This is a genomic window from Mesorhizobium cantuariense (assembly GCF_042647205.1).
GTDB classification, from domain to species: domain Bacteria; phylum Pseudomonadota; class Alphaproteobacteria; order Rhizobiales; family Rhizobiaceae; genus Mesorhizobium; species Mesorhizobium cantuariense.
The window spans coordinates 2,069,139-2,082,466 of the sequence record NZ_JBHRVD010000001.1 but is presented as its reverse complement, the minus strand read 5'-3'; the positions used below and the strand labels follow the sequence as shown (position 1 = coordinate 2,082,466).

13 protein-coding genes are annotated in these 13,328 nt (G+C 61.1%); 3 read left to right on the top strand and 10 right to left on the bottom strand.

Features of this window, described 5'->3' with window-relative positions; all coding sequences use genetic code 11:
* Positions 1-30: 30 nt before the first annotated feature.
* Positions 31-639, bottom strand: a complete 609-nt coding sequence (locus ACFOJ9_RS09615; RefSeq protein WP_023808594.1) for a YqgE/AlgH family protein — start codon at positions 637-639, stop codon at positions 31-33.
* A 171-nt stretch (positions 640-810) separates the two neighbouring features.
* Here ACFOJ9_RS09615 and ACFOJ9_RS09610 point away from each other — a divergent pair, with 171 nt between their 5' ends.
* From ACFOJ9_RS09610 to ACFOJ9_RS09600, 3 genes are all read left to right on the top strand, one after another.
* A complete protein-coding gene (locus tag ACFOJ9_RS09610; RefSeq protein WP_378978655.1) occupies positions 811-1,617 on the top strand; it encodes a protein-disulfide reductase DsbD domain-containing protein in 807 nt (268 codons plus the stop codon).
* 85 nt (positions 1,618-1,702) lie between these two features.
* Positions 1,703-2,179, top strand: coding sequence for a peroxiredoxin (locus ACFOJ9_RS09605; RefSeq protein ID WP_378978654.1), 477 nt, complete (start codon positions 1,703-1,705; stop codon positions 2,177-2,179).
* A gap of 79 nt (positions 2,180-2,258) precedes the next feature.
* Complete coding sequence (locus ACFOJ9_RS09600; protein WP_378978653.1) at positions 2,259-2,735, top strand: DUF2938 domain-containing protein; 477 nt, start codon at positions 2,259-2,261, stop codon at positions 2,733-2,735.
* Positions 2,736-2,839: 104 nt separating this feature from the next.
* Here the strand turns inward: ACFOJ9_RS09600 and ACFOJ9_RS09595 are convergent, their stop codons facing one another.
* From ACFOJ9_RS09595 to ispH, 9 genes are all read right to left on the bottom strand, one after another.
* Positions 2,840-3,475, bottom strand: a complete 636-nt coding sequence (locus tag ACFOJ9_RS09595) for a hypothetical protein (RefSeq protein ID WP_378978652.1) — start codon at positions 3,473-3,475, stop codon at positions 2,840-2,842.
* Between the two features lie 127 nt (positions 3,476-3,602).
* Positions 3,603-4,802: a hypothetical protein gene (locus ACFOJ9_RS09590; protein WP_378978651.1), complete on the bottom strand. Its 1,200-nt coding sequence runs from the start codon at positions 4,800-4,802 to the stop codon at positions 3,603-3,605.
* 67 nt (positions 4,803-4,869) lie between these two features.
* Positions 4,870-5,538, bottom strand: coding sequence for a TfuA-like protein (locus ACFOJ9_RS09585; protein ID WP_378978650.1), 669 nt, complete (start codon positions 5,536-5,538; stop codon positions 4,870-4,872).
* A 61-nt stretch (positions 5,539-5,599) separates the two neighbouring features.
* Positions 5,600-6,748, bottom strand: coding sequence for a YcaO-like family protein (locus ACFOJ9_RS09580; protein ID WP_378978649.1), 1,149 nt, complete (start codon positions 6,746-6,748; stop codon positions 5,600-5,602).
* Positions 6,748-9,852, bottom strand: a complete 3,105-nt coding sequence (locus ACFOJ9_RS09575; RefSeq protein WP_378978648.1) for an ATP-binding protein — start codon at positions 9,850-9,852, stop codon at positions 6,748-6,750. Before ACFOJ9_RS09575 ends, ACFOJ9_RS09580 begins: the two co-directional genes overlap by 1 nt.
* A gap of 295 nt (positions 9,853-10,147) precedes the next feature.
* Positions 10,148-10,732: a histidine phosphatase family protein gene (locus ACFOJ9_RS09570; RefSeq protein ID WP_378978647.1), complete on the bottom strand. Its 585-nt coding sequence runs from the start codon at positions 10,730-10,732 to the stop codon at positions 10,148-10,150.
* A gap of 40 nt (positions 10,733-10,772) precedes the next feature.
* On the bottom strand, positions 10,773-11,303 hold the full coding sequence (gene rnhA, locus ACFOJ9_RS09565; RefSeq protein WP_378978646.1) for a ribonuclease HI: 531 nt from the start codon (positions 11,301-11,303) through the stop codon (positions 10,773-10,775).
* An 11-nt stretch (positions 11,304-11,314) separates the two neighbouring features.
* Positions 11,315-12,277 (bottom strand): homoserine kinase, encoded by a 963-nt coding sequence (locus ACFOJ9_RS09560; RefSeq protein ID WP_378978645.1) that lies wholly within the window; start codon positions 12,275-12,277, stop codon positions 11,315-11,317.
* A gap of 5 nt (positions 12,278-12,282) precedes the next feature.
* Positions 12,283-13,293, bottom strand: a complete 1,011-nt coding sequence (ispH, locus tag ACFOJ9_RS09555) for a 4-hydroxy-3-methylbut-2-enyl diphosphate reductase (RefSeq protein WP_378978644.1) — start codon at positions 13,291-13,293, stop codon at positions 12,283-12,285.
* Positions 13,294-13,328: the final 35 nt, after the last annotated feature.

Below are 13,328 nucleotides of genomic sequence, written 5' to 3'. Positions count from 1 at the left end.
CCCGCTTGGAAACCCGCTCCGATACGGGGCTCAGGCGTGTCCGGCGGCGAGGCTGAGATGCGCGAGATCGATGCCGATCGAGGCCAAGATCCTGTCGTATTTGCGCTCGATGTCGGTGTCGAACAGAAGCTCGGCATTGGCCGGGCAGGTCAGCCAGCCATTCTCGGCGATCTCGGTCTCCAATTGGCCGGCGCCCCAGCCGGAATAGCCGAGCGCCATCAGCGCGTGACGAGGCCCGCGGCCGGACGAGATGGCGCGCAATATGTCGACGGTCGCCGTCAGGCAGATGTCGTCCGAAACGGTCAGCGACGATTCCACCCGGTAGTCGCCCGAATGCAGGACAAAGCCCCGGCTGCGATCCACAGGCCCGCCATTGCGCACGACGAAGTCGCGGGCTTGCGCCGGCAAGCGGATCGCCTCCTGTTCGTTCATGATGCCCAGTTGCACGAGCAGGTCCGGAAACAGCATCTGCTGCGTCTGGTTGATGATCAGGCCCATGGCGCCTTCATCCGAGTGCGCGCAGACATAGATGACCGAGCGCGTGAAACGGTCGTCCTTCATGCCGGGCATGGCAATCAGGAACTGATCGTCGAGAAAGCCGCGGCTGGCGACCGTCTTCTTGTGGCGCAACAAGTCCATGAAAGGGAGCGTAACGCGTTTCCAAAGCGCCGAAAAGATGCGCCGTGCGGGATTCGACGAAAGCCTATGCCGCCGGCTCGAGCATTCTTCTCCCTCGAGGTCACGCAAATATGATACCGGCAAGGCCATGAAATCATTGCGCGGCCACGAACGGACGATCAAATCACCGCTATGCAAAGCTTGAAAATCCTGCTGCTCAGCGCGGCCATCGGATCGGCAACCGCTCTTCCCGCCGCCGCCTCCTCATCGGCGTGGTACAACAGCGAAGGCGGCAAGGTCCGGCTGGTGACATCAGGCAAAGCCGATGACGCCGGCCGCATCCAGGGCGTTCTCGACATCGCGCTCAAGCCCGGCTGGAAGACCTACTGGCGCGATCCGGGCGACGCGGGCGTGCCGCCGCAGCTCGACATTTCAGCCAGCACCAACATCGCCGACGCCGCTCTGTCGTTTCCTGCCCCCCAACGCCATGACGACGGCTATGGCAAATGGGCTGGCTATAACTATCCGGTTTCGCTGCCGGTGACATTCACGCTGGCGACACCGAACCAGCCGGCGGTCATCGATGCCGACATCTTTCTCGGCATCTGCGAAACGATCTGCATTCCGGTGCAGACGCGGCTGACCGTCGACCCCGCCTCCGATCCGGACAATGCCGAGGACGCGGCGCTGGTGAAGGCGAGCTTCACGGCACTGCCGGCGCCCGCGAGGTCCGACTTCGGCATCAATGTGCTGCCGGGCGATCACGAGACGCTGATTGTCGAGGCGAGCTTTCCCGGCGATTCGGAGGCGGCGGATTTCTTCGTTGCCGGCGAGCGGGATTACATGTTCGGCACCCCTGCGCGCAGCGAAAAGGACGGCAAGCTGATCTTCACCGTGCCGATCCTCGATCGCCCGTCGACGACGCCGACGGATGGCGGACTTCACTACACCCTGACGAGTTCGGCGGGCGCGGTCGAAGGGGTTCTGCCTTTCCCTTGATCCAGCCTGCCCGAACGGTTGCGGGAAGCCGTTGAGTTCGCTACGCAAAGACACGTCCTTCCCCATTTTCCCAAGCGAGGAATTCATGACCATTTCCGTTGGCGACAAGCTGCCTGACGTGACCTTCAAGACGATGACCGCCGATGGCGCCAAGCCGATCACCGGGGCTGAGATTTTTTCGGGAAAGAAGGTTGTGCTGTTTGGAGTTCCCGGCGCCTTCACGCCCACCTGCAGCAACAACCATTTGCCGGGTTATCTCGAGAACCATGACGCCATCCTGGCGCGCGGCGTCGACACAATAGCCGTGGTTTCGGTCAATGACGTCCACGTCATGGGCGCCTGGGCGCGCTTCACCGGCGGTGAGGGCAAGATCCTGTTCCTCGCCGACGGCGGTGGCGATTTCGCCAAGGCGACCGGCCTCGACTACATCAGCAACGATATGGGACTGCGTTCGAGGCGCTTCTCGATGGTCGTCGACGACGGCAAGGTCACTGCGGTCAATGTCGAGACCAAGCCCGGTGTCGACGAGTCCGGCGCGGCTCATATTCTCGGACAGCTTTGAACTTCAGCGACTGCGTCGGGCGTGGGCCTGCAACGATCACGCTTGCAGTCCAAGGCTTGTCTTTGGGGGGACCCTATCGATGTTTGACATCTTCTGGCGCGCTATCGCGATCGGCATCGGCGCCACCGTGCTGATGGATCTCTGGGCCATCTTCCTGCACAAGACGTTCGGCCAGCCACGGCCGAACTGGGGGCCGGTCGGTCGCTGGGTTTGGCACCTGCGCAACAAGGTCTTTCACGACGATATCGGCGATGCGGCGCCTTACGCGCATGAAAAGGCGCTGGGTTGGGCCTTTCACTATTTTGTCGGCATCGTCTACGGCATCGTCCTGGTCGTGCTGGCCGGAGCGGGCTGGCTTGCAGCGCCGACATTCCTGCCGGCCTTCATCCTCGGCATCGTCACGGTTGGTGCCGGCTGGTTCCTGCTGGCGCCCGGCATGGGCGCCGGCTGGGCAGCATCGAGGCGCCCCAATCCGATGCAGATCCGGGCGCTGAACCTGGTATCGCACACGGTGTTCGCACTCGGGCTCTACGGCACGGCGCTGCTGATCCGCTAGACTAGACTAGGTGCCCTGTCTGCCTGCCCTATCCGCCAACAACGGCAAGCCGGGCTGGGGCTGACCGGCGACAACTCGCGATTCGGTCATGCGCGCGCTCGCGTCTATGAGTCGCCAAGTCTTCCCCCGCGATGCCCCATCATCATCCGGGAAGCATACATCGTGGGTGAGCGCTTACCCGGCAGATTGGCATCGAGAACGATCTGTTCGACGAACCCCTGGTTCGTTTCGAATTCAATGCACTCATCAAGCTTGTCGACTATCCAAAGCATGTATCTATCCTCGACACTCGTATCTTGGCTGTTTTTCTTGTCATAGCCGCAATCGTCGAGTGGAATTTCTTCAGGAAAGGCTGGGACCAACATTATTTTCGGTTTTGGTAGATCATAGCAATGTCCCTCATAAGAATAACTTACAATAATACCACAAGAAAGCAATTTTCCTTCCCCTATCGCCTCTTCGATTGTTATCAATGTTGATAAAGCAATTTTTCCAAACTTTCGCGTGTCGAGTGCAATTTGGTACGACATTCCTATAGGCCACGGAAACGACGGCAGAGTAATAAGTTTTTTGAAAATTTCTTCGTCAGATAATTTATCTTTTCCTTTACCTCTTAATTCTTCTACCATCTTTTTTAGTTTTTCGTTTGCCTCCTCATCTTTTTTTGGATCAGCTGTAGATATATTTGAAGAAATACTTGTGTTTTTTGTGCCAACGGCCTTTGAACTTCCTGGGAACACGAGACCCCTACTCCGGGAATGCCGTAGAGCCTTACTTGGCTGGCGTTATATACGCCACCGGGAAAAGTCAGTGTCGGTCGGTGAAAATCGTCGCTCATGTTGTTACTCCTCCGTTGCAATCACCAGTTCATAAAATTTCCCGCCATCTGAAGTTCTCTTCGAAGCTTGCCGCTAGCGCCGGGCGGATGCGGTCGGACACTTCGATGATGGTGGAGGCCGCGACTGCGAATGTGAGATGATCGGCATCGAGGCGCGTCCACGCGCGCGCGAGCGCGAGCGCGACATCGTCGCGCGCCTTGATTAGCTCGGTCTTGAAAAGGAACGGACGGGCTCGGAATGCATCGCCCGTGAAGTTAGAAATGCGCCGCATGTCGGCTTCGCCAACCTGCCTGATGTCGAAACCAAGCAGGCGCTCGTCGGCCAGGCCCTGTCGCACCAAGCCGGCGTGATAGAGATCGACCAGTGTATCGAACACAGCTCCCGTGAATGGGCGAGACCTGTCATGAATCTCTTCGGTCACTTCCGACATCTTGCGCGAGTTGCTGGCGATGCGGATCTGGCTGTCGCCCGTCAGCTCGGCGATGCGGTTGAGCTCGTTGAGGACAAGCAGGTTTGCCTGGCTGTGCCGTAACAATCGATCCATCCCGCTGTCGAAATGCAGGAACGAAAGCAGCGAAATCAGATCGGCGTTGGCTTCGTGGAACGGCCCAAAGTCGCTGTCCTGCAGGCCTTCCGTAGGCACTCCGAAGAGAGAAAAGAGTATGGCGTGACCCATTTCATGCGCGATCACGTCGAAGTTCAGGGCGTACGGATGGCCGCGCCCGTCGGCTCCACGCTCGCGGCCAAGCTCCAGATATCCAAACCCCGATTGTGCATTCTCCCAGTCAACCCAGGGAATGATCTCAAGCCGCTCGTATGTTTCGGCGAAGTACCAGACAATCGGCTTGCCCAGATAGCTTTCCCAGATGTCCAGCACCCGACTCGCAGCCGCGAACGCATGCGCTGCCAGGAACTGGCGCGACTGAGGAGAGAGGTGGTCGAAATGACCATCAAAGCCGGGTTCGGCTGGTGGGAAACAGGCGCCAACGAAGGGCGGCAGGTAGGGATACTCGTACGGCTGCTTGTCCAGCACGGGATCAAGCACGTATATGCGATGATCTTCCGGGCCCGGATGGATCAAACCGGGCGATGTTGAAATCCAGACCGCCTCGGGTTTTTCGTACCCGGAAAGGTGAGGCGCTTGTGGGTATAGCAGGAAGCGTGTTCCGACCGACATCGCCGCCCGACCGGCGACATCGAGCGCGTCCAATTGCCCGGCCCCTCTCATGGTCCGCGACACTAGCACGAGGCTTGTACTTCGTAAATTGCACCAAGTATCACCAGCAACGCTGTCGTCAGATTGCCAAGCCGGCGTCCTCCAAATCTTGAAGAAACGCGATCGTCATTTTGAAATTCGTCAATTCCGCCGGCACCAATGCATTTTCGCGCATAAGCTGCAGAGCTGACAGTGCGTCGCGTTTCTTTTGCTGAACGAAAGCTCCTGCGAGGATTTGCCGGCAGACTTCGATATCATGGTCACCGGCTTCCGGTGATGCCTCGCGGACCATTCGCGACAGCGTACGTTCCCGAAAATTGAGGTTCCGGGCCGCATTCTCAAGCTTTCCTGACAAGTCGGCGGAGATCAGGTTCCGCCTCCAGGCGGCGCGGACTGTCATTCGCAAATCAACCAAAGCGTGGGTCAGTGGCGAAAAATTCACCACCTTCGGACCATACAGCACTGCCACTGCGTCATCAGGCAGGAAAGCAAAGCGGCGGTACCATCGATAGATAAGGCCAACGCCGTGCATGTATGGGTAAAGCTCGGCGGCTCGCAAGGCTCCCATGCTTCCAGCACCAATCACCGGGATGGCCTGGCTGATCGCCCACAGTATCTCCTTGTGCCTCACTGCCGGCTCAGCCTGGAAGGCGCCGTCGATAATGATGATGGCAGCCGGGTCGTAGCGTTGCACGGCGGCTATGATCGATCCCTGCACGGCGGGCGCCAGGCAGATCACGTCGGCCACCTGCAGTGCCTCCGCATGCGATAGCGTGGGTCCTGCGAAAAGAAGCCAGGGCCGCATCCGGTCACTCCACCAGCGGGTACAATTGGGGGATAATTATCCTGACGGCCGACAGCCGGTTCCAAGGGCTGGTGTTAAGGCGGACTAGGTACACAGCGCAAATTCCGCTTTCCTCCAGCCTGGTGAGAAGGCTGCACAACAAGGTCTCGCCGCCCGCCGCTCGATAGGCAGGCTGGCTGGCGAAACTCACATCCTTGCGGCCGCCGGTGATCAGCTGCCGGTGTGCCGCGATAAGCTGCCAGTCCGGATATTTCGGATAAAACGCCCGGGTAATGTCATCGCGCGCACCCGATATCGCCGCAAGCCTTGCCTGCGCCGCCTCATGGATCGCTTGGACGACAGCTGCCGCCGGATCGAATGCAGCGGCCGAACCATCGGCTGGCAGATTGAGCAGTGCCGTTTCGCGAGGATTGCTTTCCATCAGATGGCACCAGATCACTGGCAGGCCGACAGGCGACGGCGCGAGCCAAAGGCCGACGATTATGTCTTTTCGTGCAAGTTCATCCAACAGCGTCAGGACCCTTGCGTCATCGATGGTCGCCGGATCGATTCGCTCATGTTGCAGAAAGCCATGCGTCTTGAGGGCGCGGGCGATCGCATCCCGTTCGACGCATTCCAGTATGCCGTGCGTGACGGCGTCTGTTTCATCAAGCGCGGCCGCCAGTCCGGTTGTCGTTGGCGTGAAAATTCCGTCACAGGGGCTGGGCGGTACGAGATAGGCCGTGTGCACCAATTCCAGCGGAACGAACTCGCAGCTGCCGCTTAGCAGGTTCTCCGCTGAGACCCAGGCCGTTTCCTTGTCTCGCCAATCAGCAAGTGCGGGCTCTCGCAGCCAAGTTTCATATCGCCCGGAGGGTATCTCGAGCGACTTGGCCGAACCGTGGACGACGTCAAAATATTCGATGCGCTCGGCGAAAAACCCTTCAGCGGATTCCAAAATGGCCGATATCGCGGCGCGAGCCAGGCTGGCGCCCTTTCCCTGCGCAACTGCGTTTGAAAACGAGAACGGCCTCGTTGCCTGCACGACCGGGATGCCAACGCGGTCCAAGCCGGTAATATCTGCAATACGGGTGATGCCCAACGCTTGTCGCATCGACATCAGATACGTCAGCGCCTCGTCTGCAGGAGGACCAATGCGCTCATACTGTTCCACTATCGGCTGGCCCGCAGTTCCGGTTCGGGGTTCACGATCAGCGGTTCGCCGGGCTCGGCTGACTTCCTTGCCGTTTCGACACGATCGCTGTAGCGACGGAGCAGTTCGGGCGAGACATTCGATGATCTGAGCGTCTCATAGGTTCCGATCAGGATGGGTACGGCGTTTTGCTCGGCTGCAGTGGTGAGGCTCCTCTCAAAGGCGGCTGCCGCCTGGCTGGCTTCCGCCTTGACGAGGACGAGAAGTTGCGCGATTCGCCGGTGCAGTTCCGCCAGCCAGTAGCGACTGCCGCCCGCCTCGGCCTCGGCTACAGCTGAATGAAGCAGCGCGAGCGCCTGGTCAGTCTCACCCGAGCGCGCTAGAAGTTCCGCCAACATACCGCAATAGACGGGCTCGTCCTCCGGCGTCTGCACCTTTCCATGCAGGCCGAGGCCCTCGCGCATCTTGTCCTTGCCTTGCTCGAGATGGCCAGCGTTGCCATCGCACCAGCCCTCGAAGATTTGCGCCGAGACGGCGAGCGAAGGCAGGTGATAACGCGCGGTCAGCTGTCGTAGATCCGCAATCACGTGACGCAGCGCTGCGAAGTCGCGGCGATAGCAACTGAGCATGGCGTCATTGATGCAGGCATGCGTAATGCTGCTGACATGGCCGGTCTGCTGCGCCCAGCGCCGGGCCTCGGACATGGACCGGAGAGCGCTTGTTGCACGCCCCGAGAACCATAGCGACAATGCACGATGCGCCAAGCCGCACACACGCGCGTCATGCCCCCCGAAACGGGTGGCATTCGCGTGCCCCTGGCCCACGTCATAGAGCGGCAATCCGGCATCAATCGCAGCTATGCATCCGCTATGGTCTCCGCGATTGAAATCGACCGCCCACAAGCAGTGCCTGGCCTGCAACTGGATCTCTGGGTCATTGACCTCCTTCAGGTCGCTGACGACGGCCTGCGCCCGCTCGCCATCGACGATCGAGCCAGTGAACCACCAACCCCAATAGATCGGGAACCACTTGGCGCGCTCCGCCATCGGCCGCCGCCGTGCGATCTTTACGCCGTCGTCATAGAGCTTGCGGGCGTGCTCGGAATTCGGCCCTTCGACGGCCGTCAGTATCGGCCCGAGCGCCACCATCGCCGAGAGCCGTAGCGCGTCCTGTCTGTCATGATCGGAAATCTGCTCGCAAAGTCCAATGGCGTGCTCGAGCAGCTGCCTCGCCTCGGTCATGGCCGAACGGGACGAGCTTTCCATGCCGGCATTGACGAACTCGCCGATCGCCTCCTCCAGCAGGCCTCCTCGCTCGGCATGGTCGGCAAGTGCTGCCGTCGTCAGCCATCTGGCGAGGCTGCGGTTGCCGTTAACCGCCGCATAGAGACGCTGATGTAGAGTCTGCCGTCGCTTCCGCAGCGTTCCATTGTAGATCGTCTCTTGGATGAGTGCATGCCGGAACGCGTACAGCGAAACGCCTGCGTGCCTGGCGCGAACGAAGCCTGCCTCGCCCAGGGCATCGAGCGCCGCGGAGATTGTGCCCTGGTCAAATTCCGGCAAGAGCGCCGACAGCAAGTCCAGGCTGGACCTGCCGCCGGCGACGGCGGCCGCTCGCGCTACCTCGCGGGCGCGGCCGAGAGGCTCCAGCCGGGCATCCAGCACAGTTTCCAACACCGACGCGCGGCCGAGCGAAGCGCCTTGTGGCAGGTGCTCCGTGCGGTTGGCGATATCCTCCGCCATCCATTGGCAAACCTCTTCGATGAACAGTGGCACACCGCCGGTTACGCGCTCGACCAACTCTATCAGCTCAGGCTCAGGCGCGAGCGCTCGCTTGCCCTGAGGCCACATCGTCGCGATTGCCTGCAAGGTGTCGGCATGCTCGAGGGGCGCGAGCAGGACATGTTTGCTTCTTCCGTCCAACCAGTCGCCAAATCCAGGCCTCGTCGTCACGATCAAGAGCACAGGACAACTGGGAACCAGCTTTGCAAGCTCGCCGAGCAACTGCTTCGACGTCAGGTCGATCCAGTGAATATCTTCAACGAATAAGACCAGCGGGCCACCGGCGCACATTGCTTGTAGCGCTCGGCGCGCGGCCCAGTCAGCCTTCTCTCGGATTACGTCCGGATCCATCTCCTGGAACCCGGAACTTGCGCCTTCCGCACCCAGCAGAAAAGAAAAGATGTCGACGACTTCACCGTCGTGAACGTCATGCGCGGCGAACACCTCGGCCACAAGCGTCGAAGTCAATGCAGGCTCGCCGGCGTCGAAATTTCCCACCATCGCCTGCCGTAGTGGATACAGCGTCGAGCGCGAGTCGCCTGGCATACATTGGAAGAGGAGCAACTTGTCGCGCTGGAAGCGCGTTCGCCGACGCACCTCGTGCAGGATGCGCGACTTGCCAATGCCGGCTTCGCCCTCGATCAGGATGACCTGGCCCCGTCCCGAAACGGCTTCGGTCCAACATTGATGTATCAGCTTGGCCTCATCCGTACGGTCGATCAAGGGGCTGGCGAGGCGTCCGAACGCGAAGAAGCGGTCTACCTTCCGCTTGTGGCTCAGCGCCTGCCAGACCTGCTCGGGTTGCGCGAAACCTTTGATCAGGTGAGCGCCGCAGAAGCTGAATACGTGTGAGCGGCGTGTCAGATTGCGTGTATCGTTGGAAACGAGGACGGTGTCTGACCGGGCGATTGCCTGCAGCCTGGCTGCCAGCGCAAACGCAGGGCCGGTGACGGTGTCCTGCGCTGCGGCGGTGTCGCCCTTCAGGATCAGCGCCATTGAGGTCGCCACGCCGACCCTTACATGCAGGTCGCTCCTCCCTTTCTCCGCCGCGAGGCGCTTGCACGCCTTGACGATCGCAAGCCCGGCGCTGATTGCCAGCGATGCCGAATCCTTCGCGCCCAGATCGACTGGGAACATTGCGACGCCGCCATCGCCGACCTCGACCCTCACGGTGCCGGAGCAGGATGCGATCGCTTCCTTGGAAGCCAGCTGAAACGCCAGGATCAGTTCCTCGAAATCCTCGATACCAAGCAGTCCGAGCAACTCGGTGGAGCCGACGAGATCGTAGCACAGCGCGGTCAGGACACGCCGCTCGTGACGGGCTTCAGCACCATCGTCGATCAAGCCCGCACCGACCGGAAGGCGCGAACCGGTGCCGGCCCTCGGAACATCAACTCGGCTCCTATCCGACATGTCACCCTCGCTGACAGGGCATACTATCAAAAGTACGACAGAGCACAAATTACAGAGCGGCGATCGCCGAAACGTGCGACGGCTGCCCAGGACCTCTCGCCTGTGGGTTGGCGGGGGGCTGGATCATGGGAGTGCAGACAACCATGCGCGTCGTCTTCACACTCGACTACATCCCCCTGTCTGAGAGACCTATATCACTGACGCGCATCTAGTCTGGTCTGAGCGTTTACGGCTGCGCCGGCCCGTCGATCGGCCGCCATCCGTCGACGACACGGCCTGCGCCGATATCGTAGGCGAAGCAGTTGCCGCCGCCGGCCGGCTGATCCGCTTCGCGGCTGATCTCCCGACCACTGAGGGACAGCAGCAGCAGCGTTCCCACGCCGCCATGGCCGACGAAGGCAATGTCGTCGTCACCATTGGCGCGGAGCACGGTGTCGACCTCGCTCATGATACGCTGCTGGGCATCGATGGCTCTTTCCCATCCGCGAATGCTTTCGTGTGGATTTGCGAAGAACTGGTCCGCGACCGCTTCGAACTCCGGCGGCGGCAGGAAACCTGTTGCCGATCGGTCGTTCTCATGCATCCGTTCCCTCACCTCGATGGCAAGACGCAGGTGCGTTGCGAGGATCTCGGCGGTTTCCATCGCCTTGCGTTCAGCCGACGACACGATACGCCGGATCGACCCGACAAAGGGCTGATCGAGCATTGCAAACGCTCTCGCGCGTCCGATGTCGGATAGTCCCCATTCCGGCACGGGAACTTTGGCATCGACCTGAACCTGGGGATGCGTGACGTAGTAGAGGATCGGCACGATAGAAATCCCCTGCCTGAGATCCGTCCGACTCCCGGAATCAATAGCTCTGGGTCGACCGCCGCACCTTCGCGATTGCCGGCTGTTTTGCCTGCGCAGCCGGCTTTGGCGCTGCTGCGGGCTTGAACGGGCCTTTCTTGAACGGCGCCATGCCTTCGCGCGCGAGTTCGTCGGCGCGCTCGTTTTCGGTATGGCCGGCATGGCCCTTGACCCAGTTCCAGGTGACCTTGTGGCGCTTGTTGGCTTCGTCGAGCGCCTGCCAGAGTTCACCGTTCTTCACAGGTTTCTTGTCGGCGGTCTTCCAGCCGTTCTTCTTCCAGCCGTGGATCCACTTGGAGATGCCATCCATGACATATTTGCTGTCGGTGTGAAGCTCGACCGTGCAAGGTTCCTTCAGCGCATTCAGCGCCGAGATGGCGGCGAGAAGTTCCATGCGGTTGTTGGTCGTCTCAGCCTCGCCGCCGGAAAGCTCCTTGGTGGTGCCGTTGAAGCGCAGGATCGCGCCCCAGCCACCCGGGCCGGGATTGCCCGAACAGGCGCCGTCGGTGAAGATCTCAACCTGTTTGCTCATGATACCCCATATCAGGCCAATCCATATTCCGAAGGAGATCCGATCGCCCGGTGGAACCGCATCCTGCGGATATACTCGGTCGGATCGCGTTTCATCACCAGCCCGCCATCGGGAACGGTAAGCCAGTCGTACAGCCGGGTCAGCATGAAGCGCAACGCCGAGCCGCGCGCCAGCATCGGCAGCGCCGCCTTCTCCTGGCCGCTCAGCGGACGCACGCTCTGATAGCCGGCAAGCAACGCCTTGCCCTTGGTGAGGTTGAAGGAAAAATCCTTCTCGAAGCACCAGGCGTTGAGGCAGGTGGCGACATCGTAAGCGTAGAGGTCGTCGCAGGCAAAATAGAAGTCGATCAGACCGGAAAGCTTCTCGCCGAGGAAGAAGACGTTGTCCGGGAAAAGATCGGCATGGATGATGCCTTGCGGCAGGTTCTTCGGCCAATTCCGCTCGAAATCGGCGAAATCGGCATCGACCTCGGCCGCCAGGCCCGGCTCGACCTCGTCGGCGCGATTGCGCGCTGCGCCCCAAAGCTTGCGCCAGCCGTCGATGGCCAGTGCATTCGGACGCGTCATCGAAAAATCGGCGCCGGCCAGATGCAACTGCGCCAACGCCTTGCCGACCTCGGCGCAATGCGTTGCCGCTGGCCGCCGTAGCGAAAGCCCTTCGAGGAAGGTGATGATGACCGCCGGTCGGCCGGCGAGCGTGCCGATGACGCTGCCGTCATGCGCGGTCACCGGCAGCGGGCAGGACACGCCTTTGTTGGCAAGATGGCCCATCAGGCCGAGGAAAAACGGCAGATCCGCCTTCTCGACCCGTTTTTCATAGAGCGTCAGGATGTAGGAGCCGCTGGAGGTGTGCAGCAGGAAGTTCGAGTTCTCGGTGCCTTCGGCGATGCCCTTGTAGGACAGGAGATCGCCGACCGGATAGTGCTTCAGGAACGCGCCGAGTTCGCCTTCCGCAACGTCGGTGTAGACCGCCATGTGCCTTACGCGGCTCCATTGACGAAGGCCATGTCGGCCCGCGTCAGTTCGACATCGCGCAGTACCCGCATGACCGGAAAATCCTCCGTTTCCGTGGCCGTGATGGCCAGGTCGATCGTGACATCGAAGCGTTGCCGGAACGCGTCGATGATCTCGTCGACGATGATTTCGGGCGCCGACGCGCCGGCCGACAGGCCGAGCGTCGAGATGTTGCCGATGTCATTCCACGGAATCTCGGCGGCGCGCTGCACGAGAAGCGACATCGTGGCGCCAGCCCGTTCCGCCACTTCGACAAGGCGCCGCGAATTGGAGGAATTGGGCGCGCCGACGATCAAATAGAGATCGGCGCCCGGAGCGGTGTCCTTGACCGCCTCCTGGCGGTTGGTGGTGGCGTAGCAGATCGATTCCGCCGCCGGAGCCTGCAGGGCTGGAAAGCGATCCTGCAAGGCGCGGATGATGCCGGCGGTGTCCTCGACCGACAGCGTGGTCTGGGTAACGAAGCCGAGCGCCTGCGGATCGGCGGGCGCAAGCTTGGCGGCATCGGCTTCGGTTTCGATCAGCGTCACCGCTCCGTCCGGCAGCTGGCCCATGGTGCCGATCACCTCGGGATGGCCGGCATGACCGATCAAGAGCACATGGCGGCCGAGCCGCTGATGGCGCATCGCCTGCTTGTGGACTTTCGACACCAGCGGACAAGTGGCGTCGAGATAGAAGAGGTTGCGCGCCCGGGCATCCGCCGGCACCGACTTCGGTACGCCATGCGCCGAGAACACGACCGGGCTCTGGCGGTGTTCGGCCGGGATCTCGGAGAGTTCCTCGATGAAGACGGCGCCAAGGCTTTGCAGCCCCTCGACGACGTAACGGTTGTGCACGATCTCATGGCGGACATAGACCGGCGCGCCATATTTCTTCAGCGCCAGCACGACAATCTGGATGGCACGGTCGACACCGGCGCAAAAACCGCGCGGCTGGCAGAGCCGGATCGTCAGAGGTGGCTTGGTCTTTGTTTGAAGCATGAATCCGGGCCGGTTGATCAGAGCCGAAATGAGGT